Origin of the sequence: Serratia rhizosphaerae, assembly GCF_009817885.1 — a bacterium.
Lineage (GTDB): Bacteria > Pseudomonadota > Gammaproteobacteria > Enterobacterales > Enterobacteriaceae > Serratia_B > Serratia_B rhizosphaerae.
This window is the reverse complement of record NZ_CP041764.1, coordinates 3,838,924-3,862,228: the sequence shown is the minus strand read 5'-3', so window position 1 is coordinate 3,862,228 and position 23,305 is coordinate 3,838,924. Positions and strand designations below refer to the sequence as shown.

At 56.6% G+C, this 23,305-nt stretch carries 16 protein-coding genes; 10 read left to right on the top strand and 6 right to left on the bottom strand.

The window, feature by feature from the left end:
* Positions 1-72: 72 nt before the first annotated feature.
* Positions 73-1,182, bottom strand: coding sequence for a porin OmpC (locus FO014_RS17940; protein WP_160030494.1), 1,110 nt, complete (start codon positions 1,180-1,182; stop codon positions 73-75).
* Positions 1,183-1,897: 715 nt separating this feature from the next.
* On the opposite strand from FO014_RS17940, the gene FO014_RS17935 reads away from it, so the two are divergent.
* From FO014_RS17935 to rcsB, 4 genes are read left to right on the top strand one after another with little or no spacing between them, the layout of a single operon-like run.
* On the top strand, positions 1,898-2,302 hold the full coding sequence (locus tag FO014_RS17935) for a DUF4186 domain-containing protein (RefSeq protein WP_160030493.1): 405 nt from the start codon (positions 1,898-1,900) through the stop codon (positions 2,300-2,302).
* A gap of 56 nt (positions 2,303-2,358) precedes the next feature.
* Positions 2,359-3,513 carry an MFS transporter gene (locus FO014_RS17930; RefSeq protein WP_160030492.1) on the top strand — a complete coding sequence of 385 codons (1,155 nt, stop codon included), beginning with the start codon at positions 2,359-2,361 and terminating at the stop codon, positions 3,511-3,513.
* Between the two features lie 20 nt (positions 3,514-3,533).
* Entirely contained in the window at positions 3,534-6,248 is a 2,715-nt protein-coding gene (gene rcsD / locus FO014_RS17925) for a phosphotransferase RcsD (protein WP_160030491.1), read from the top strand.
* Positions 6,241-6,891, top strand: coding sequence for a response regulator transcription factor RcsB (rcsB, locus tag FO014_RS17920; RefSeq protein WP_105231904.1), 651 nt, complete (start codon positions 6,241-6,243; stop codon positions 6,889-6,891). The genes rcsD and rcsB overlap by 8 nt, the downstream gene beginning before the upstream one ends.
* Before the next feature lie 54 nt (positions 6,892-6,945).
* On the opposite strand, the gene rcsC is transcribed toward rcsB, so the two are convergent.
* On the bottom strand, positions 6,946-9,777 hold the full coding sequence (gene rcsC / locus FO014_RS17915) for a two-component system sensor histidine kinase RcsC (RefSeq protein WP_425500821.1): 2,832 nt from the start codon (positions 9,775-9,777) through the stop codon (positions 6,946-6,948).
* A gap of 205 nt (positions 9,778-9,982) precedes the next feature.
* Positions 9,983-12,625 carry a DNA topoisomerase (ATP-hydrolyzing) subunit A gene (gyrA, locus tag FO014_RS17910; protein WP_160030489.1) on the bottom strand — a complete coding sequence of 881 codons (2,643 nt, stop codon included), beginning with the start codon at positions 12,623-12,625 and terminating at the stop codon, positions 9,983-9,985.
* Between the two features lie 191 nt (positions 12,626-12,816).
* Between gyrA and ubiG the strand changes: the two genes are divergently transcribed.
* From ubiG to yfaE, 4 genes are all read left to right on the top strand, one after another.
* Positions 12,817-13,542 carry a bifunctional 2-polyprenyl-6-hydroxyphenol methylase/3-demethylubiquinol 3-O-methyltransferase UbiG gene (gene ubiG, locus FO014_RS17905; protein ID WP_105231907.1) on the top strand — a complete coding sequence of 242 codons (726 nt, stop codon included), beginning with the start codon at positions 12,817-12,819 and terminating at the stop codon, positions 13,540-13,542.
* A gap of 433 nt (positions 13,543-13,975) precedes the next feature.
* Complete coding sequence (nrdA, locus tag FO014_RS17900) at positions 13,976-16,264, top strand: class 1a ribonucleoside-diphosphate reductase subunit alpha (protein WP_160030488.1); 2,289 nt, start codon at positions 13,976-13,978, stop codon at positions 16,262-16,264.
* A gap of 98 nt (positions 16,265-16,362) precedes the next feature.
* The gene (gene nrdB, locus FO014_RS17895; RefSeq protein ID WP_160030487.1) at positions 16,363-17,493 is read left to right on the top strand and encodes a class Ia ribonucleoside-diphosphate reductase subunit beta; all 1,131 of its coding nucleotides are present in this window, start codon (positions 16,363-16,365) and stop codon (positions 17,491-17,493) included.
* A 1-nt stretch (position 17,494) separates the two neighbouring features.
* The gene (yfaE, locus tag FO014_RS17890) at positions 17,495-17,755 is read left to right on the top strand and encodes a class I ribonucleotide reductase maintenance protein YfaE (RefSeq protein WP_105231910.1); all 261 of its coding nucleotides are present in this window, start codon (positions 17,495-17,497) and stop codon (positions 17,753-17,755) included.
* A 132-nt stretch (positions 17,756-17,887) separates the two neighbouring features.
* Here the strand turns inward: yfaE and FO014_RS24010 are convergent, their stop codons facing one another.
* A complete protein-coding gene (locus FO014_RS24010) occupies positions 17,888-17,974 on the bottom strand; it encodes a type I toxin-antitoxin system Hok/Gef family toxin (RefSeq protein ID WP_232095920.1) in 87 nt (28 codons plus the stop codon).
* Between the two features lie 295 nt (positions 17,975-18,269).
* The gene (locus FO014_RS17880) at positions 18,270-19,466 is read right to left on the bottom strand and encodes a nicotinamide mononucleotide deamidase-related protein YfaY (protein ID WP_160030486.1); all 1,197 of its coding nucleotides are present in this window, start codon (positions 19,464-19,466) and stop codon (positions 18,270-18,272) included.
* Positions 19,467-19,710: 244 nt separating this feature from the next.
* Here FO014_RS17880 and tyrP point away from each other — a divergent pair, with 244 nt between their 5' ends.
* Positions 19,711-20,919, top strand: coding sequence for a tyrosine transporter TyrP (tyrP, locus tag FO014_RS17875; protein WP_160030485.1), 1,209 nt, complete (start codon positions 19,711-19,713; stop codon positions 20,917-20,919).
* Positions 20,920-20,966: 47 nt separating this feature from the next.
* Here the strand turns inward: tyrP and FO014_RS17870 are convergent, their stop codons facing one another.
* Positions 20,967-21,509, bottom strand: coding sequence for a YfaZ family outer membrane protein (locus FO014_RS17870; RefSeq protein WP_105231913.1), 543 nt, complete (start codon positions 21,507-21,509; stop codon positions 20,967-20,969).
* Positions 21,510-21,854: 345 nt separating this feature from the next.
* Here FO014_RS17870 and katA point away from each other — a divergent pair, with 345 nt between their 5' ends.
* Complete coding sequence (katA, locus tag FO014_RS17865) at positions 21,855-23,291, top strand: catalase KatA (RefSeq protein WP_160030484.1); 1,437 nt, start codon at positions 21,855-21,857, stop codon at positions 23,289-23,291.
* The last annotated feature ends 14 nt before the right edge of the window (positions 23,292-23,305 follow it).

The window sequence follows — 23,305 nt, the reverse complement described above, 5'->3', positions numbered from 1 at the left end:
AGCAATCCGTGCCCAATCGGCAGGCAAAAAAAACGCGGCCCGGAGGCCGCGTTATGCAAAACAACTCGAGGCTTAGAACTGGTAAACCAGACCCAGCGCCACCACGTCGTCGGTGTTGATTTTCGCCGCACGGGTGAAGTCGTTATCGTCCATCAGGTTGATTTTGTAATCAACATAGGTGGACATGTTTTTGTTGAAGTAGTAGGTCGCGCCCACGTCAACATACTTCATCAGGTCCTGATCGCCGTAACCTTCGATGTCCTTGCCTTTAGACTGCAGGTAAGCCACGGAAGGACGCAGGCCGAAGTCGAATTGGTACTGAGCAACCAGTTCAACGTTCTGCGCTTTGTTGGCGTAGCCGTAAGCGGTGCTGCTGCCTTTAGTACCAAAACGCGTTGCGTTGTAAGACTGGGTGTACATCGCCGCCAGGTAGACGTTGTTGGCGTCATACTTCAGGCCGCCGCTGTACGCTTCAGCCTTGTCGCCGCTGCCCAGAATACCTCGGTTGTTGTAACCATTCTGCTCATTGGTACGGTCAGAAGAGAAGTAAGCCGCCGCCGCGCTGATGCCGTAGCCCAGATCGTAGGTGGCAGACATGCCGTAACCGTCGCCGTTCTGCGCCAGCACGTCGCGACCGTTGTTGGACTCTTCAGCGCTGTCGTTTTTACCCTGGTACTGCAGGGCGAAGTTCAGGCCGTCAACCAGACCGAAGAAGTCATTGTTACGGTAGGTCAGCACGCCGCTAGAACGTTGGAACAGGAAGTTGTCCGCGCCGTAGGTGTCGCCGCCGAATTCCGGCAGCACGTCGGTCCAGGCGCCGATGTCGTACAGCACGCCGTAGTTACGGCCGTAGTCCAGTGAGCCGTAGTCGCCGAAACGCAGACCGGCGAAGCCGACACGGGTGTAGGAATCGTTTTCGTTTTCAGTCTTGTTCAGCTGAACCTGATATTCCCACTCACCGTAACCGGTCAGCTGGTCGCTGATCTGAGTTTCGCCACGCAGGCCGAAACGCAGGTAAGACTGATCGCCATCAGTGCCATTGTCGTCAGAGAAATAGTGAAGACCATCGATTTTACCGAACAAATCCAGTTTATTACCGTCTTTGTTGTAGATTTCCGCTGCGCCTGCGGTGCCGGCAACCAGCATCGCAGGGACAATCAGGGAGAGTACTCGAAGTTTCATCGTTATTATCCTCGTTAATTATGTCGAGCTACGGCCACTGCCCTTTTGAGCATTATTAGCACGACTGTGCATTACCATTCTGGTAACACGGTTTATATTAATCCAGAAAGAAAATGATACCAAGTGTCCAATAGTGTTTCTACGAAGCAAACAAAGGTTGCAAAATGTAAATAGCAGCGAACTTTCACAAAACCTTACCGACAAACAAAATAGCGCACTTAAAGACAAAAAATGAATTAAATTTAATAAATTCACCATGTTATACAAAACCTTAAACTAATGTAGAGTTCCATACAAAAATAGCGATCAATAAGCACATACTGTCAAAATATCCCCCACAAACAGCCACTATAATTCACCTGCTATCATCATTATTTTCATTATTACCTTCATTATCGTAATGATAACCCCTGTACTTTACAGCCGGCCCCCGGGCCGGTTTTTTATTGCCTTTTTGACGTCGACCGCCCGCCTGCATGCGAACTATCCGACCAGAAATAATCACTTACAGAAATAATCCCTGATTTAAACTTCCGCACTTATCGCTAAACTTTTTATTTATTTTGGTCTACACATTGATAGCTGGAAAATAAATAAACACTTTCAGCGCAATTATTGACCAACCAAACGGCAAATATCTTCGCCGCCCCGCGTTCGTCGCCCGACATAAAATCTGTTATTCTTGCCGGGTGATAATTGCTTACGGCAACCCCATATGCGCTCTCAACTCGAAACCCGGTGGCAGCGGCTGCAGACCTCACCATTCCGCGCCAAATTCCGTCTGAACGATAAAGACCGGCTCTACCTGGAGAAGAAAGGTATCGCCGTGATCCTCAGCCACGCCCGTGATTTCATCGACCAGCGGCTGGCCGACGCGTGGCCGAAAAACGACGGCAAGCAGACGCCGATGCGCGGCCACCCGGTGTTTGTCGCCCAGCATGCCACCGCCACCTGCTGCCGCAGTTGCCTGGCCAAATGGCATGCGATTCCCGCCGGTCAGCAACTCAGCGAACAGCAGCAGCGCTACATCGTACAGCTGATCGCCCTGTGGCTGGTGCGTAAAGCCGGCGTGCAGGCCGATGAGTGCGCAAATGTTTTCGACCCCGATCGCGCTTTGTGATAAAAACACAGCACGACTTATAGCCACCCGTTTTCTAACAGATCCTTGATGCCCACATGACATCCACTTTGTGCACCGAACAGCAACAGCCCGGCGTTCCCGAACAGATAGCCACCCGTATCGCCTTTTTTGTCTCCGGCCTTGGCATGGCGGCCTGGGCGCCGTTGGTGCCTTTTGCCAAACTTCGTCTGAACCTGGACGACGGTTCACTGGGGCTGCTGCTGCTGTGCATCGGCGCCGGCTCGCTGTTGGCAATGCCGCTGACCGGGTTGCTGACCGGTAAACTCGGTTGCCGGCGCGTCATCCTGCTGGCCGGACTGGCGCTGTGCGTCGATCTGCCGCTGCTGGTATTGATGGACTCGACGCTGGGCATGGGGCTGGCGCTGCTGCTGTTTGGCGCCGCCATCGGCATGATTGACGTTGCGATGAATATCCAGGCGGTGATTGTCGAACGCGCCAGCGGCCGGGCAATGATGTCCGGTTTTCACGGCTTCTTCAGCGTCGGCGGGATCGCCGGCGCCGGCGGCGTCAGCCTGTTAATGTGGCTGGGGCTTAGCCCGCTCTCTGCCGTGCTGACCACGGTGCTGGCCATCGTGCTGCTGCTCGCTCTGGCTCAGAAGAACCTGCTGCGCGACAGCGACGCGCAAGACGACGGCCCGCTATTTGTGCTGCCGCGCGGCTGGGTGATGTTTATCGGCGCACTGTGCTTTATTATGTTTCTGGCGGAAGGTTCCATGCTGGACTGGAGCGCCCTGTTTCTGACGACGCTGCGCGGCGTCGACCACAGCCAGGCCGGCCTGGGCTATGCGCTGTTTTCCATCGCCATGACCATCGGCAGGCTGAACGGCGACCGGGTAGTCAACGCGCTGGGACGCTATAAAATACTGCTGATCGGCAGCCTGTGCGCCGCCATGGGGCTGGCGTTGGCCGTGGTCTGCGACCATGCCGTTATCGCCCTGCTGGGCTTTATGCTGGTGGGGCTGGGTGCGTCCAACGTGGTGCCGATCTTATTCAGCGCGGCTGGCAACCAGCATGATATGCCGGCCAACCTGGCGATTGCATCGGTCACCACCCTCGGCTACGCCGGTATTCTGGCCGGGCCGGCGCTGATTGGCTTTATCGCCCAGGTTTCCAGCCTGACCGTAGCCTTCGGCTGCGTCACCGCGCTGCTGCTGGCGGTAACCGCCAGCGCCAAAGCCGTTATCCGATAACTCAGGACGCTGCGTCAACTATGCAAAATCAACAACTGACCATCAGTTCCGGCAATATCATCCGCTGTTTTCTGGTGTTTATTGTGCTGCTGTTCGTCAGCCTTGGCCTGTATGGCTACAACTATACCAACGCCTACCTGAGTGATAAAAAATCGGCGCTGAACACCATCGTCAACAGCCTGCAAAAGCGCGTGGATACCTACCGCTACGTCACCGAACAGGTTTATGAACGCTTCGGCAATACGCCGATGCTGCAAGCAGCGCCGTCGGTGATGGAAACGCGTCTGCGCCCGGACGTCTACTACGTCGATAAGCCGTATAAAAAAACCGACGCGGTGATTTTCGGCAATCACGACGCCAACACGCTGGCGATGATGGCCAATATCTCCGACTATCTGGATAACCGCTGGGGCGCAAACACCGAAAACTACGCGATGTACTACCTGAACGGGCAGGATAACAGCCTGAGCCTGGTGACCACCCAATCGCTGAAAGATCTGACGTCACGCTTCCGGGATAGCTACCTGACCAACTCGGCCGAGGATCGCCGCACCGAAATGCTGCAGCAGGCCAATATGCTGGACGAGCGCGAGAGTTTCTCCACCCTGCGCAAACAACGTTTCCAGAACGCCTATTCGTTCTCTATCCGCACCACCTTTAATCAGCCGGGCCATCTGGCCACGGTGATCGCCTTCGATCTGCCGCTCAACGATATCATTCCGTTCAATATGGCTCGCGCCAACTTCGAGCTACAGCCGGTCGACGACGGTGTCGATCCGGCGGGCAGCGAAGACGACACGGCGGCCAGCGTGCCCAGCAGCCCGCAGGTGACGCTGTCAGGCAGTTGGGTCGAATTCAGCGCCAGCCTGCCCAACGCGCCGCTGAATATGGTGTACCGCGTATCGGTGCTCAGCCTGGCCATCGACCTGCTGCGCAACAACATGTGGCTGCTGGTGACCAACCTGGTGCTGTTCATGCTGTCGCTGATCGCCATCTATTTTATCCGTCACCAGTATGTTCAACCGAGCGAAACGCTGGCCGACGAGCTGGACGCCGAACGCGCGCTGAATCAGGAAATTATCGCCAGCCTGCCTTCGGGACTGCTGGTGTATGACTTTGCCGACAATACGGTAATTGCCAGCAACAAGATAGCCGAACACCTGCTGCCGCACCTCAGTCTGCAGAAAATAGCCCATATGGCACAGCAGCATCATGGCGTGATCCAGGCCACGGTGAACAATGAAGTGTATGAAATACGCATCTTCCGCAGCCAGCTGGCGCCGGAAACCTACCTGTTCCTGCTGAACGATCAGGATAAAGAGGTGATGGTCAACAAACGCCTGCAGCAGGCGCGCCGCGAATACGATAAAAACGTGCAGGCGCGCAAGCTGATGCTGCATAATCTCGGCATTGAGCTGAACCAGCCAATGCAGCAGATCCACGATATGACCGACCGGCTGCGCACCCAAGCGGACCCGCAGCAGCAACAGCAGCTGATGGACCAGCTGTTTGACGAGTCGGCGTCGGTACTGGCGCTGATTGACAATATCACTCTGCTTACCCGCCTGGAAACGCAGGACTGGCAGCCGGCCAGTCAGCCGTTCAGCCCGGCCTCGCTGGTGGACGAACTGCTCAAAGAGGTGCTGCCGGCGCTCAACCGTAAAGGCCTGGCGCTGTTCAACCACTATCAGCTCGACGTCAATCAAACCTATATCGGCGATGCCAACGCCCTGCGCAAAGTGCTGTCACTGCTGATCCGCTACGCCATTATCACCACCTCCTACGGCAAGATCTCCGTCATCGTTAACCACGAGCCGGAACGTCCGGAACAGCTGGTGTTCCATATCAACGACACCGGCGCGGGCATCTCCAACGAAGAGATCAGCAACCTGAATTATCCGTTCCTCAGCCAGACGCTGGTTGACCGTTTCGACCACGGTTCCGGCCTGACGTTTTTCCTGTGCAACCAGCTGTGTAAAAAACTTAACGGCCAGTTGGATATCCGCAGCAAGGTGGATATCGGCACGCGTTACACCATTCGCGTGCCGATGGCGCTGGAGCGGCAGGAGGAAGAAGAGCAGGAGAAACTGCTGGACGGCGTCACCGCCCTGCTGGAGGTCACCTCCGACGAGATCCGCGGCATCGTCACCCGTCTGCTGCACGCCTACGGCGCCGACTGCATCATCGCCGATGACCGGAAAATCAAGCGCGACTACGACGTGCTGCTGACCGACAACCCGCAGCGGGCCGATGACTATACCCTGCTGCTCAGCAGCGACGAGAACGGCTGGCAGCAGCTGAACAAGCGCTATATTCGCGTCAACTACAATCTCGGCAGCGCGATGATCGATGCCATCCTGCTGCTGATTGAACAACAAATGGCGGCGCTGGATCAGCCGGAAAGCCCGTATGAAATCGGCGCAGATGATATCCAACTGTATGAAAAACAGTTGAAATCAAGCGATTACTATGGCTTGTTTATCGACACAGTACCCGACGACGTCAAAAAACTGTATACTGAGGCGGGCAGCAGTGATTTCGAGGCGCTGTCCCAAACCGCTCACCGCCTGAAGGGGGTGTTTGCCATGTTAAACTTGCTTCCCGGCAAGCAACTGTGTGAATCGCTAGAACAGCACATCGCTGACGGTGATGCGCTTAAGATCGAGAACAACATCAGTCAGATTGATTTTTTCGTCAGTAGACTGCTGCAGCAAGGTAACCAACTACATGAATAACCTGAACGTAATTATTGCTGATGACCATCCTATCGTACTGTTTGGCATCCGGAAGTCACTCGAGCAAATTGAATGGGTGAATGTCGTTGGGGAATTTGAAGACTCAACAGCGCTGATCAACAGTCTGTCCAAACTGGACGCCAATGTACTGATCACCGACCTGTCCATGCCCGGCGACAAATACGGCGATGGCATTACGCTGATTAAATACATCAAACGCCATTATCCGCAACTGTCGATCATCGTCCTGACCATGAACAACAACCCGGCCATCCTCAGCGCAGTGCTGGATTTGGACATTGAGGGTATCGTACTGAAACAGGGCGCGCCGACCGACCTGCCAAAAGCGTTGGCAGCACTGCAGAAAGGCAAGAAGTTTACGCCGGAAAGCGTGTCGAAACTGCTGGAGAAAATCAGCGCCAGCGGCTACGGCGACAAACGTCTGTCGCCGAAAGAGAGCGAAGTGCTGCGCCTGTTCGCAGAAGGCTTCCTGGTAACCGAAATCGCCAAGAAACTGAACCGCAGCATCAAAACCATCAGCAGCCAGAAGAAATCGGCAATGATGAAGCTGGGCGTCGACAACGACATCGCCCTGCTCAACTACCTCTCTTCCGTCAGTATGACGCAGTTGGATAAAGACTAATCCATCCTGAAACGGGGCCTGAAGGCCCCGTTTTTTTATCCCCGCAGACCTGCCCTACTCCGCATCTTCGTGCGCCGTGTCCTGATTCTGCTTGCGCACGATGGCGGAATAGATAGCCAGCGTCTCCGCCAGCGTTTCCAGCGTCACCGGTTTGGACAGACAGTTATCCATACCGGCCTCGATACAGCGCTGCTTCTCTTCCGCCAGCGCATTCGCCGTAACGCCAATCACCGGCGAGGTGAAGTTCAGCTCGCGCAGTCGCTGGGTCAGGCGGTAGCCGTCCATATTCGGCATATTCACGTCGGTCAGCACGATATCCACGCTTTCATGGTTTAGTACCCCCAGCGCGTCGACACCATCATTGGCGGTCACCACCCGATAGCCCAGCGACGTCAACTGATCGGAAAGCAACCGGCGGTTAATCGGATGATCGTCAACCACCAACAGCCGGATATCGCCATTGTCGACATCGCTGGCTTTATTCGGCGACGGCAGCGGCATCAGCGTCTTGGCATTGCCCTCCTCAAGGCCAAACAGCCGGTTGAGCAGGCCGATAGTCTCACGCGGCGTGGAGGTACTGTGCCGCCAATAGCCCGGATGCAGCTCCTGCGACGGACCAATATGCTCAATCGAGAAATAGATTTGCGCCAGCAGCGGCGTAGTTACCTGCAGATCGTAATCGCTGAGCAACACGTCGGCAGACGTGGTGGCCTGGCCTTCGTAGCGCACTACCGCTGCGCCGCGCGCGTCCAGCAATGCCATCAAATACTGTTCCAACCGCTGGTTGCGTACGTCCAGCCATAGCGTTTTGCCCTGCCAGGCGTCGCTCGGCTGCGGCGCCGGATATTGTGCATTAAACAGCGGCAGGCGGACAGAGAACATGCTGCCCAGCCCCGGCTCGGATTCCACGGCGATATCGCCGTCCATCATGTTGATCAGTTTCTCACAGATAGCCAGCCCCAGACCGGTGCCCTGGAAGTGGCGCTGCACGCCGGTGCCCACCTGGAAGAACGGATCAAACAGCCGGCTCACCTCTTTCTCCGGGATCCCCACACCGGTATCGCGCACGCTGAAGATCAGGTAATTATCCTGCGCGCAGACCTGCAAAATAATACAGCCGGTATCGGTAAACTTGATGGCGTTATTCAACAGGTTCGACAGCACCTGCTGCAGACGCACCGGATCGCCCGAAATGCGTTCCGGCACGCTTTGTTCAATAAAGCAGTACAGCCCCAGGCGCTTTTTCACCACCAGCGGCAGATAGTTACCGGCAATGTGGGTAATCACCTCCAGGCAGGAAAACTCGCGTGGCTCAATCTTCAGCTGCTCGGACTCGATTTTCGAGAAATCCAGAATGTCGCTGATGATTTTCAGCAACAGGCTGGATGAGTTATTCATCGCATTGACCAGCCGGTCGACCCCCTCCGGCAGCGCCTTGGTCTGCAGCAGGTCAAGGTTGCCGATAATGCCGTATAACGGCGTGCGCAGCTCATGACTGACCGTCGCCAGAAACATGGATTTCGACTGGCTGGCCTGTTCCGCAGCCGCCGCCATCTCCTGCAGCGACTCCTCCATCTTCACGCGCGCGCTGACGTCCACCAGCACGCAGATCGCCACATCTTCGTTGCGATAGCGGGAATGGACGAAGCTGATCTGCAGATTGTTGTTGTCGCTGGTCATCACATCGACAAAATTCACCTGCTGCTCGCAGATAATGCGCGTAATGCGATCGCGATCCTCATGCGTCAACATATTGATATAGTTGTGCGCCAGTTCGTTACTGAGGATATTGGTGCCGTCGCTGATACGCAAAATACAGATGCCCACCGGCGCTGACGCGACAATTTTGCGGTTAAACTGCTCATGCTCCTCCAGCCGGAAAGCATTCTCCTCCGCCGGCAGAAACATTTTGCGCTCAAACAGCCAGGCCAGGGTGAACAGTACGATGGCCGACAGCAGATTCAGCAGCACCGCATTAAGAATCAGCATCTTAAAGCGTTCAAGCACGCTCTTGACCGGCAGCGAATAGACGATGCTGAGCGACGACGGCGGCAGCGCCTTTTTCATGATCAAATCATGATAGCTGTCCACATAACCGAAATAGGCATGCTCTTCGGGATAGCTGTTCAGCGCTGACGCGTAGCGTTCGCCATCGGTCAGCCGCAGTATCGGCTGATCGTTTTCATCCAGCAGCGTCACGCCGACCGGCAGCGTGCCCGGCGTGACGAAATCTTCCAGCCGGATGGTCTGTTCAATGCCCAGCAAGGCTTCCAGCTTATTGCCGATATAAATTGGCGCCAGCACATACAGATACCCCACATCCGGACGCTGCTGGCTGGGGCTTATCCAGTAAAGGTTGCTGTCTTTATCCTGGTTTTTGGCGTTGCGGTAGGTCAGGATGCGCTCATGCAGCGATTTCAGCGTATTTTCACGGTCGGCAACGTCATTGCCCTTGCCGAATTCCGCCATGCACAGGCTGTCGCCACCGATAAAGAAGACCCGGTTCAGATCGTAAGCCGCGACAAAGTTTTCTTTCCAATACTGAATCAGGCTGCTGAGTGAGTCGAGGGAAGTGCGGTAGTTGGTGTTCAGCGAACAGTTTGACTCCGGATACAGCGGGAAGAATTCCGGCGGTGCGCTTTTGCCCGGGAAAATCCCCCCCAGAATATCCAGGCTGCTGACGGAACCGTTCAACCTGTTTTCCGCCATATACTTGATATCACGAATGATATCCGCCGAGTGGCGGATGTAGCCCTGCGCCTGATCGAAGTTCAGGTTATATTCCTGCCGCAATTCCGACTCTTTATCGTGCAGGATATTCAGAATATAAAACGTGCTCAGCAGCGCGCCCAGCGACCACAGCAAAACGGCCAGCACCCGGAACATGTAGCGGGAAATTTTTAGCGTGGTACGGAAAGAGGCCAAGTATTTCAATCGGATACCATACAAAAGTGGAGGGATAACGCACGCGTTAAGCGCGGGTCAGCGCCTGGAAAACTGTCGCAATTAAACCATATATCTGAAAAAGGGCCTAGCATCGCTGCTAAGCCCTGTTTTCATCACTCTCACCGACGGGGAAATCCCCTACGGATCAGGCTTCTTCGCCGTCCGTATCGTCAGCGGCAGCGTCGCCGTCATCGTCCAGCGGCGCGGCGTCTTCTTCCGGTACTTCACCCGGTTCAAGACTGTCCAGCTCTTCATCTTCAACCGGTTCGGCCACGCGCTGCAGGCCGACGACATTTTCGTCTTCCGCAGTACGAATCAGCGTCACGCCCTGGGTATTACGGCCCACCACGCTGACCTCCGAAACGCGGGTACGCACCAGCGTGCCGGCATCGGTGATCATCATGATCTGGTCGGTGGTTTCCACCTGCACCGCACCGACAACCTGGCCGTTACGTTCGCTGACCTTGATGGAGATAACCCCCAGGGTCGCGCGCGACTTGGTCGGATACTCGGTGACCGCGGTGCGTTTACCGTAACCATTTTGCGTAACGGTCAGGATATCGCCTTCGCCGCGCGGCACAATCAGGGAAACCACGCTGTCGCCTTCGCCCAGGTTGATGCCGCGTACGCCGGTGGCGGTACGGCCCATGGAGCGCACCTGAGATTCCGGGAAACGCACCACTTTACCGTTGGCGGAGAACAACATCACTTCGTTGCTGCCGTCAGTCAGGTCGACGCCGATCAGCTCATCGCCCTCATTGAGGTTAACCGCAATGATGCCGGCGCTGCGCGGACGGCTGAACTCGGTCAACGCCGTTTTCTTCACCGTGCCGCTGGCGGTCGCCATAAACACGTGACGCCCTTCTTCATACTCGCGCACCGGCAGAATCGCGGTGATACGCTCGTTGGCTTCCAGCGGCAACAGGTTGACGATTGGACGCCCGCGCGCGCCGCGGCTTGCTTCCGGCAGTTGGTAAACCTTCATCCAGTACAGACGGCCACGGCTAGAGAAGCACAGAATGGTGTCATGGGTGTTGGCCACCAGCAGACGGTCGATAAAGTCTTCTTCTTTGATCCGCGCGGCGGACTTGCCTTTGCCGCCACGACGCTGGGCTTCATAGTCGCTCAACGGCTGGTACTTGACGTACCCCTGATGCGACAGGGTGACCACAACGTCTTCCTGATTGATCAGATCTTCGATGTTGATATCGGAAGAGTTGGCGGTGATTTCCGTGCGGCGCTCGTCACCGAACTGATCGCGGATCGCCTCCAGCTCTTCGCGGATCACTTCCATCAGGCGTTCCGGGCTTTCCAGAATAAAGATCAGCTCGGCGATCGTGTTGAGCAGCTCTTTATATTCGTCCAGCAGTTTTTCGTGTTCCAGACCGGTCAGCTTCTGCAGACGCAGATCCAAAATCGCCTGTGCCTGCTGTTCGGTCAGGTAGTACTTACCGTCGCGAATGCCGAACTCCGGCTCCAGCCACTCAGGACGCGCGGCGTCGTCGCCGGCACGCTCCAGCATCGAGGCCACGTTGCCCAGTTCCCACGGCTTGGCCACCAGCCCGGCCTTCGCTTCCGCCGGCGTCGGCGCCTGACGAATCAGCTCGATAATCGGGTCGATGTTAGCCAGCGCAACGGCCAGCGCTTCCAGGATATGGGCGCGGTCACGCGCTTTGCGCAGTTCGAAGATGGTACGACGGGTCACCACTTCGCGGCGGTGGCGCACAAAGGCTTCCAGGATGTCTTTCAGGTTCAGCAGCTTCGGCTGCCCCTGATGCAGCGCCACCATGTTGATGCCGAAGGTCACCTGCATTTGCGTCTGCGCGTAGAGGTGGTTCAGCACCACTTCCCCTACCGCGTCGCGGCGCACTTCGATCACGATGCGCATGCCTTCTTTATCAGACTCGTCGCGCAGCGCGCTGATGCCTTCCACGCGCTTGTCTTTCACCAGCTCGGCGATCTTTTCGATCAGCCGCGCCTTGTTCACCTGATACGGGATCTCATGAACGATGATGGTTTCGCGGCCGGTTTTGGCGTCCGCTTCCACTTCGGCGCGGGCGCGGATATACATCTTGCCGCGGCCGGTGCGGTAGGCTTCTTCAATGCCGCGACGGCCGTTGATAATCGCCGCGGTCGGGAAGTCCGGCCCCGGGATATGTTCCATCAGCCCTTCGATGCTGATGTTTTCATCATCAATATAGGCCAGACAGCCGTTGATCACTTCAGACAGGTTGTGCGGCGGAATATTGGTCGCCATACCTACGGCGATACCGGAGGAGCCGTTGATCAGCAGGTTGGGGATCTTGGTCGGCATCACCGCCGGCATCTGCTCGCTGCCGTCATAGTTCGGCACGAAATCGACGGTTTCTTTTTCCAGATCCGCCAGCAGTTCGTGAGCGATTTTCGACATGCGCACTTCGGTATAACGCATCGCCGCGGCGGAGTCGCCGTCGACAGAACCGAAGTTGCCCTGACCGTCCACCAGCATATAGCGCAGTGAGAACGGCTGAGCCATACGCACTATCGTGTCGTAGACCGCGCTGTCACCGTGCGGGTGGTATTTACCGATCACGTCACCGACGACACGGGCGGATTTTTTATAGGGTTTATTCCAGTCGTTACCCAGTACATTCATCGCGTACAGAACGCGGCGGTGCACCGGTTTCAATCCATCGCGAACATCCGGCAGCGCACGTCCGACAATAACGGACATTGCATAATCCAGATACGAGCTTTTCAGCTCTTCTTCGATGTTTACCGGTGTGATTTCTCTGGCAAGGTCGCTCATGGAGCTGCTATCCCTCATACTGAATGATTCATCTGCCCTGGCATAGTGCCAAAGGTGTAAAACTATATCACAAAGCGCGCTTTACGGGAAAAATATACCCGCCTTTGTCGGCAAAAATGCGCCGACGGCGACAGGGGGACGACAGAACATGTATAATCCGCCGCAAAGAGAACAAGGAGCCCAACACGCCCATGAATGCTGAATCATCCGGCCGCGCTGCCAACGTCGACCAACAGGAAATCGCCAAATTCGAAGCCGTCGCCTCACGCTGGTGGGATCTGGAAGGTGAATTCAAACCGCTGCACCGCATTAATCCGCTGCGCCTGAACTACATTATGCAGCACGCCGACGGCATCTTTGACAAGCAAGTGCTCGACGTCGGCTGCGGCGGCGGCATTCTGGCCGAAAGCATGGCGCGCGAAGGCGCGCAGGTCACCGGACTGGATATGGGGGCGGAGCCGCTGCAGGTGGCGCGGCTGCACGCCCTGGAAAGCGGCGTTGACGTCAGCTACGTACAGGAAACGGTCGAGAGCCATGCCGAAGCCAATCCGCAACGGTATGACGTCGTCACCTGCATGGAGATGCTCGAGCACGTGCCGGATCCGGCCTCGGTGGTGCGCGCCTGTGCGCAACTGGTCAAGCCGGGCGGCCATGTGTTCTTCTCCACCATCAACCGCAACACCAAAGCCTGGCTGATGGCGGTGGTCGGCGCCGAATATATTTTGAAGATGGTGCCGCAGGGCACGCACGACCATAAGAAGTTTATCCGTCCTTCCGAGCTTATCCGCTGGGTCGACGGCACCGCGCTGCGGGAAAAGCACATGATCGGCCTGCATTACAACCCGATCACCGACCATTTCAAGCTGGGACGCAACGTTGACGTGAACTATATGGTTCATACCCAACACGTTGGCTAAGTGCCCTCACCCCGCGCCGGACGTGCTCTGATAACGTCCGGCGTGTCAAGCATTACACACAGAATGTCGCGCTTTTTCCGCTTTGATACTGAAAACGCTATATAAACTGTTTTTAATCATATTAAGTTCGATCAATATGCCGTTTTTATCTAACGTTTAAGAAATCGGCAATCGATCAAATTTTTGTAAACCAGAGGAAAATCTTATCGCGCTTATTGACAACCTTCGGGGCCAGACACGGCGCGCACTGGCAACGCACCCCCACATTTCACCCCCAAGTTATCCACAAAATCGGGCCATTTTGTTCACTTGCAAACCCCCGGCTTTCTCACTATCTTGTTACCCCATCAATACACACCCCCTATATATAGTGTTTACATACTGAGCAGAGCGACTACACTTCTGCTTAGGGGAATCACACGGACAGGTAAAAATGAACCAAAGTCTACTTGTAACTAAACGCGATGGGCGTAAAGAGCGCATCAACCTCGACAAAATCCACCGGGTCATCGACTGGGCCGCGGAAGGTTTACACAACGTCTCGGTATCTCAAGTAGAGTTGCGTTCACATATCCAGTTTTATGACGGCATCAAAACCGCCGATATCCATGAAACCATCATCAAGGCGGCGGCCGATCTGATCTCGCGCGATGCGCCGGATTACCAGTACCTGGCCGCGCGTCTGGCGATCTTCCACCTGCGTAAAAAAGCTTACGGCCAGTTTGAACCGCCGAAGCTGCACGAGCACGTGGTGCGCATGGTTGAGATGGGTAAATACGATAAGCATCTGCTGGAAGACTACAGCGTCGAAGAGTTCGAGCAGATGAACGACTTTATCGATCACTGGCGCGACATGAACTTCTCTTACGCGGCGGTTAAACAGCTGGAAGGGAAATACCTGGTGCAGAACCGCGTCAGCGGCGAAATCTACGAGAGCGCGCAGTTCTTGTATATTTTGGTGGCCGCGTGCCTGTTCTCCAACTATCCGCGTGAAACCCGTCTGGACTACGTCAAACGTTTCTACGACGCGATTTCCACCTTCAAGATTTCTCTGCCTACGCCGATTATGTCCGGCGTGCGCACCCCGACCCGCCAGTTCAGCTCTTGCGTGCTGATCGAGTGCGGCGACAGCCTGGACTCCATCAACGCCACCTCCAGCGCCATTGTGAAATACGTTTCCCAGCGCGCCGGCATCGGCATCAACGCCGGCCGTATCCGCGCGCTGGGCAGCCCGATCCGCGGCGGTGAAGCGTTCCATACCGGCTGTATCCCGTTCTACAAACACTTCCAGACCGCGGTGAAGTCCTGCTCACAGGGCGGCGTACGCGGCGGCGCGGCGACGCTGTTCTACCCGATGTGGCATCTGGAAGTTGAAAGCCTGCTGGTGCTGAAGAACAACCGCGGCGTTGAGGGCAACCGCGTGCGTCATATGGACTACGGCGTGCAGCTAAACCGCCTGATGTACCAGCGTCTGATCAAGGGCGGCGACATCACCCTGTTCAGCCCGTCCGACGTGCCGGGCCTGTACGATGCGTTCTTCGCCGACCAGGACGAATTTGAACGCCTGTACACCCAATACGAGCAGGACAGCAGCATCCGTCAGAAACGTGTGAAAGCGGTTGAGCTGTTCTCGCTGATGATGCAGGAGCGCGCCTCTACCGGCCGTATCTACATCCAGAACGTTGACCACTGCAACACCCACAGCCCGTTTGATCCGCAGATCGCGCCGGTGCGCCAGTCCAACCTGTGCCTGGAAATCGCCCTGCCGACCAAACCGCTGGAAGACGTCAACGACGAAAACGGCGAAATTGCGCTGTGTACGCTGTCGGCCTTCAACCTGGGCGCCATTGAGCACCTGGATGAATTGGAAGAGCTGGCGACCCTAGCGGTACGTGCGCTGGATGCGCTGCTGGACTACCAGGATTACCCGATCACCGCAGCCCACCGCGGCGCCATGGGCCGTCGCACTCTGGGCATCGGCGTTATCAACTACGCCTACTACCTGGCGAAGCACGGCGTGCGTTACTCCGACGGCAGCGCCAACAACCTGACGCACAAGACCTTTGAAGCCATTCAGTACTACCTGCTGAAAGCCTCCAACCGTCTGGCGCAGGAGCAAGGCGCCTGCCCGTGGTTCAACGAAACCACCTATGCGCAAGGCATTCTGCCGATCGACACCTACAAGAAAGATCTGGATGTCATCTGCCAGGAGCCGCTGCACTACGACTGGGAAACGCTGCGTAAAGAGATTCAGGAAACCGGCCTGCGCAACTCCACGCTGTCTGCGCTGATGCCGTCGGAAACCTCCTCGCAGATTTCCAACGCCACCAACGGCATTGAGCCGCCGCGCGGCCACATCAGCATCAAAGCGTCGAAAGACGGCATTCTGCGCCAGGTGGTGCCGGAATACGAACGTCTGAAAGAAGCCTACGAGCTGCTGTGGGACATGCCGAGCAACGACGGCTATCTGCAGCTGGTCGGCCTGATGCAGAAGTTTATCGACCAGTCGATTTCGGCCAACACCAACTATGACCCGACCCGCTTTACCGGCGGCAAGGTGCCGATGAAGCAGTTGCTCAAAGACTTGCTCACCACTTACAAGTTCGGTGTGAAGACGCTGTATTATCAAAACACCCGTGACGGCGCCGAAGACGTTCAGGAAGATATTCTGCCGGCCAAAGGCGGCGATGACGACTGCGAAAGCGGCGCCTGCAAGATTTAATTAACGCTGAGGGTCGGGCGTTCGGCCCCTACAAAGTTCGCACGTAGGGGCCGGTATAATCCGGCCCCTATCTGTGTGGTATCAAAGGATTCAGGCTCATGGCTTACACCACTTTTTCTCAGAATAAAAACAATCAACTGCTCGAACCGATGTTCTTTGGCCAATCGGTCAACGTCGCGCGTTTCGACCAGCAAAAATATGAAATTTTTGAAAAGCTGATCGAAAAACAGCTGTCCTTCTTCTGGCGTCCGGAAGAAGTGGACGTTTCCCGCGATCGCATCGACTATCAGGCCCTGCCGGAACACGAGAAGCATATCTTCATCAGCAACCTGAAGTATCAGACGCTGCTGGACTCCATTCAGGGCCGCAGTCCGAACGTCGCCCTGCTGCCGCTGATCTCGATCCCTGAGCTGGAAACCTGGGTGGAAACCTGGTCCTTCTCCGAGACCATTCACTCCCGCTCCTACACCCACATCATCCGCAATATCGTCAACGATCCGGCGCTGGTGTTTGACGACATCGTCACCAACGAAGAGATCAAAAAACGTGCGAAAGACATTTCGTCCTACTACGACGATCTGATTGCGATGACCGGCTATTACCATCTGCTGGGGGAAGGCGAGCATCAGGTGAACGGTAAAACCATTACCGTCAATCTGCGCGCGCTGAAAAAACAGCTGTATCTGTGCCTGATGAGCGTCAACGCGCTGGAAGCGATCCGCTTCTACGTCAGCTTCGCCTGTTCATTCGCCTTTGCCGAGCGCGAGCTGATGGAAGGCAACGCCAAAATCATCAAGCTGATCGCCCGTGACGAAGCGCTGCACCTGACCGGCACCCAGCATATGCTGAACCTGATGCGCTCCGGCGCCGACGACCCGGAAATGGCCGAGATCGCCGTCGAATGTCAGCAGCAGTGCTATGACCTGTTCGTTCTGGCTGCGCAGCAGGAAAAAGAGTGGGCCGAATACCTGTTCAGCGGCGGCTCGATGATCGGCCTGAACAAAGACATCCTGTGCCAGTACGTGGAATACATCACCAACATTCGCATGCAGGCCGTCGGGCTGGGCGCGCCGTTCGAAACGCGCTCCAACCCTATCCCGTGGATCAACGCCTGGCTGGTGTCCGACAACGTCCAGGTGGCGCCGCAGGAAGTGGAAGTCAGCTCCTACCTGGTCGGCCAGATCGACTCTGAAATCAACGCCGACGACCTGAGCGACTTCGAGCTCTAAGATGGCAACGCCAACCGTCACGCTGCGGGCTTCCGGCACGCAGCTAAACTGTCCGGCACATGAAAACAGCCTGCTCGACGTGCTGGAGTTGCACGACGTGCAGGTGGAATATCAGTGCCGTTCCGGCTATTGCGGCGCTTGTCGGCTCAAGCTGGTGAAAGGCCAGGTGATCTATCGCCAGCAGCCGCTGGCGTTTATCAATGACGGCGAGATCCTGCCCTGCTGCTGTATGCCGCAGGCGGATATCGAGCTGGAATTGTAAAAGGGTGCCTGAACCAACGCCTGGATACCAGAAATAGACGGGGTAACCCGGTTGAAGCTCCACATCAACCTTGGCAAAACGCTGCGACAGCCTTGTCCGCCTTTCGCCATCTGAGGTTACCCCGCGCTATGATTACCGCTTCACATCACATGCCAGCGTCATGTGGATCGTAATATTCCCCTGGTCAATCTTCAGCTCGCAGAGCGAACCTTTTATCATCCCAAAGAATATTAAAACCGTAATGCATACAACGACTAACAGGTGTAGCGCATATTTCTTATGCACTGCTTGCCTCCTTGCGGTGAAGGGGCTACCATACCGGTGTCTAGGCGGTATGTGCAGCCCCATTCTGATTTAGAGTCAGTCTGGGGCTTTCATTTATCCGCCCTGCCACACCATGCTCAAGACGAACAGACTCAAGCACCCGCAAGCAGAATAACAGCATTGTCCCGCGACGAACATCCCCTATAATATTATGATTAATAAGGGATATATCATTAACATCAACGGTTCCTTACTCGATAATCTCCACCATCTCCAACCAGCCGTTTTTACCGCATACCTGCCCACCGGCCAGCCAGCGACGCAGCATATCCAGCGCCAGCATCGCCACCGACTCCTGCCGCAGACGCAGACCATGGCGTGAGGCGCGATAGCGCACCGTCTGCCCGACGCTGCCGCGCGGCGTATGCAGCGCAATGCTGACCTGCTCATCCTGCATCGCGCTGACCGCCAGCACCAGCTGCGCGCCCGCCAGTTGCGCCAGCGATTGCGCGCGCGCGATGACCGTTTCCAGCGTTTCCAGACAGTGCGAAGGCAACAGTTCGCCCCCGGCCAGCGGCGCATCTGCGCTTTGCAACTGCAGGTTGATAAGGCCGGCGCTGAACTGTTCGCTGAGCGCCAGCTTCAGCCCCTGCTGACGCAGTTGCTGCGCCAGCGTTGCCGGCAGCCCCGCCGTGCCCTCAAAAATTGTATTGTCGCCGGCGACCTGACGCACTCGCTGCCAAGCAGCTTCCATCGCTGCGCGTTGTGTTTCCGGGCCGGTCAGCTTCAGCTCGATAATCGGGCTGGAAGAGCGGTAACCCAGCACCACGCCCTCCGGCAACGGCATACCGTCCAGCTCGGCGGCCAGATCGCTTTCCGAGCAGCCGAAGGTAGTCAACCGCAGGCACAGCGGCGGCGCGGACAGCGTAAAGTGCTGACGCAGACGCGGCACAATCTGTTCCGTGACCATGGTTTTAAATTCAGACGGTACGCCGGGCGTAAAGAACATCAGGCACTTATTCAGCCGTAGCATAAACCCACAGGCGGTGCCGACGCGGTTATCGATAAGTTCGGCGTTAGCCGGAATCTGCGCCTGCTTGCGGTTCGAATCGGCCATCGGCCGGCCGCGCTCGGCGAAATACGCCTCCATGCGGGCGATCCATGCCGCCTGCTCCACCAGCTCAACGCCAGAGGCCGTCGCCGCCGCCAGCGCGCTGAGATCGTCGCTGGTCGGCCCCAGACCGCCGTTGACGATCAAGATGTCAGCGATTTGACTGCGTTCCTGCAGCGTTTCAATCAGGGAAGCGAGGCTGTCCCCCACCGTTTCACGCCCGCTCATCGGGATTCCCTGCTGGAACAGATAATCAGCCAGCCAGGCCGCATTGGTATCAATAATTTGCCCATGCAACACTTCGTCGCCGGTGCTGAGCATCTCAACCCTTAACATTGATCTCTCCCACATTTTCTGGTCATTCCACTATAGAAGCCTGTAAATAACTTTTCACTATCTATAAATCGTTTCTTATCACACTCAACATTTTTCTGAATAACCGCACCGCTCACGTGGGTGTAAATGTTAATTTACACACCATGTAACGCATGTTTGACATAATTTGCACCTTCAACTATCCTGCCGCTCACGCAAATCGTTACCTATAATTTTTCCAAACTCATCAACCGCAGAGAAAAACGTGAAGAATCGCACTCTTGGCAGTGTTTTTATCGTAGCCGGCACTTCTATCGGCGCCGGAATGCTGGCCATGCCGCTGGCGGCAGCCGGCGTCGGGTTCGGCGTAACCTTGAGTTTACTGATTGGGCTGTGGTTGTTGATGTGTTACACCGCCCTGCTGCTGGTAGAGGTCTATCAGCATGAGCAGGCCGATACCGGCCTCGGCACCCTGGCAAAACGCTATCTGGGCGGCGGCGGGCAGTGGCTCACCAGTTTCAGTATGATGTTCTTGATGTACGCTCTGACCGCCGCCTATATCAGCGGCGCCGGCGAACTGCTGGCCGCCAGCATCAGCCAGTGGACTGACAGCCACATGCCCAATGCGCTGGGCGTGCTGCTGTTTACCCTGATTGCCGGCGGCGTGGTGTGTATCGGCACGCATTCGGTCGATATGTTCAATCGCCTGCTGTTCAGCGCCAAGGTGGTGTTCCTGATCGTGATGCTCGGCCTGATGCTGCCGAATATTCACCAAACCAATCTGATGACGCTGCCGCTGGAGCAAGGGCTGGCGCTGTCGGCCATTCCGGTGATTTTCACCTCTTTTGGCTTCCACGGCAGCGTGCCGAGCATCGTCAACTATATGGGCGGCAATATCCGCAGGCTGCGCTGGATTTTTATCATCGGCAGCGCGATTCCGTTGGTGGCCTACATCTTCTGGCAGCTGGCGACGCTCGGCACCATCAGCTCGGACACCTTTATCGGCATTCTGGCGCAGCAGGCGGGCTTAAACGGGCTGCTTCAGGCGATGCGCGACGTGGTGGCGTCTCCGCACGTTGAACTGACGGTGCACCTGTTCGCTGACCTGGCGCTGGCAACCTCCTTCCTCGGCGTGTCGCTCGGTCTGTTCGATTTCCTGGCCGATTTATGCAAACGCAAAGATAACGTCGGGGGGCGTTTGCAGACCGGTCTGATCACTTTCCTGCCGCCGCTGGCCTTCGCGCTGTTCTACCCGCGTGGCTTCGTGCTGGCGTTGGGCTTTGCCGCCATTGCGCTGGCGGTGCTGGCGCTGCTGCTGCCTTCGCTGCTGGTCTGGAAAACCCGCCGTCAACATCAGACTTCATACCGCGTGTGGGGGGGAACGCCCGCGCTGGCGCTGGTATTCATCTGCGGTATCGCGGTGATCGCCATTCAGTTAAGCATTGCCGGCGGCCTGTTGCCGGCGGTGGGCTAAGCGAAAATAACAACGGGGGCCGAGGCCCCCGTTATGATTGAGTCAGGTCAGAAACTCAAACCGACGCCGATATATGGCCCGTCGGCCAGCGTGTTATCACGGTGCCCGTCTTTACCTTTCATCTTCATATAGCGATAGCCGACATCCACGCTCAGCGGACGCAGGACATTCCAGCGCAGGCCGCCGTTGGCTTCGCTGTACGACTTCACGCCGCTGGTAAAGGCCTCTGGCGCGAAGTAGCCTTCGCCGTACAGGCTGAAGTAACGGTTAATCGTCCACTCCAGGCCGCCACCCAGCGCCAGCGCCCCGCCGTCTTTGCCCTCTTTAGGGCTCAGATACAGCGCCTTGCCGCCGACGGTCGCACTCAGCGGGCCGGCAGGCAGGCTGAAGGTCAGCCCCAGGCTGCCGACGTTGCCGTCATGGTCGCTGCGCGCCCAGTTGCCGTTCAGGCCAAACCCGGCGCTGTTGCTGCCCAGGCCGACGCCCAGATTGGTGTAATGGCGCCCGGCTTGTGCAGAAACACCGATGGCGCTTGCCGTTCCGCTGACCAGCAGCAGACCTGCTGCGCATGCCACTAAACTTTTCTTCATGTGCTTTCCCTTTTTGCGTTGATCTGTTCGCCTGATATGCGATGGCTGAACGCGCCATCGTAACGCGAAATACCTATACCGAAGCGCAACAGCCTATCAGCGCAGCCTGCGTGAGAAAAACCTTTTCCAATCAAATGAATGTAAATTTTTGCCGATCGGCAGGAAAATTCTCACTGTTACCGGCAACAATAACTCAGACCTATTTGCCGCTGCGGATTAATAGGTCTACAAATAATAGTGCTTTACCGACGCGGGACGACGATCCGCTCCGCAGGTAAACACCGTGAACGCTGAGTCACCCGAGTATGCGCTATCACATTTAACTGCTATATCAAGGAGCATAGGATGAGCAAGAAAGGATTGACGACCGCGGCCGGCGCGCCGGTTGTGGATAATAATAATGTCATCACCGCAGGCAAACGCGGCCCAATGCTGCTGCAGGACGTCTGGTTTCTGGAGAAACTCGCCCACTTTGACCGGGAAGTCATCCCGGAGCGCCGTATGCACGCCAAAGGTTCCGGCGCTTACGGCACCTTTACCGTCACCCATGACATCAGCCAGTACACGCGCGCCAAGATCTTCTCTGAGATCGGCAAACAGACCGAGATGTTCGTGCGCTTCTCCACCGTGGCCGGCGAACGCGGCGCGGCCGACGCGGAACGCGACATCCGCGGCTTTGCCATGAAATTCTATACCGAAGAAGGCAACTGGGATCTGGTGGGCAACGACACGCCGGTGTTTTACCTGCGCGATCCGCTGAAATTCCCCGATCTCAACCACGTGGTCAAACGCGATCCGCGCACCAACCTGCGCAACCCGGTTTACAAGTGGGACTTCTTCTCCCACCTGCCGGAGTCGCTGCACCAGTTGACCATCGACTTCAGCGACCGCGGGTTGCCGAAGTCCTATCGCCATATGCACGGTTTCGGCAGCCATACGTTCAGCCTGATCAATGCCGACAACCAGCGTTTCTGGGTGAAATTCCACTTCCGCTGCGAACAGGGCATTGAGAATTTGATGGACGATCAGGCCGAAGCGATCATCGCCAAAGATCGTGAAAGCTCACAGCGCGATCTGTTCGAGGCGATCGAGCGCAGCGACTTCCCACGTTGGAAGCTGCAGGTGCAGATCATGCCGGAACATGAGGCGTCGCAAACGCCGTATAACCCCTTCGATCTGACCAAGGTGTGGCCGCACGCCGACTACCCGCTGCTCGACGTCGGTTTCTTCGAGCTGAACCGCAACCCGGACAACTATTTCTCCGAGGTTGAGCAGGTAGCGATGAACCCGGCCAACGTGGTGCCCGGCATCGGTTTCTCGCCGGATAAAATGCTGCAGGGCCGCCTGTTCTCTTATGGCGATGCGCACCGCTACCGCCTGGGCGTTAATCATCACCAGATCCCAGTCAATGCCGCCAAATGCCCGTTCCATAACTACCACCGCGACGGCGCCATGCGCGTGGACGGCAACAGCGGCAACGGCGCCACCTATGAGCCGAACAGCTTCGGCCTGTATCAGGATCAGCCGGATTTCAGCGAACCGCCATTGAGCATTGAGGGTGCCGCCGACCACTGGAACCACCGCGAAGACGATGATTACTACAGCCAGCCGCGCGCGCTGTTTGAGTTGTTAAGCGCCGAAGAGCATCAGCGAATGTTTACCCGCATCGCCGGTGAGCTGTCGCAGGTGCCCGAGGCTATCCAGCGTCGTCAGGTCGACCTGTTCACCCGCGTCCATCCGGACTATGGCGCCGGCGTCGCCAAGGCGCTGGATCTGAAATAAAGGTAATGCAACCT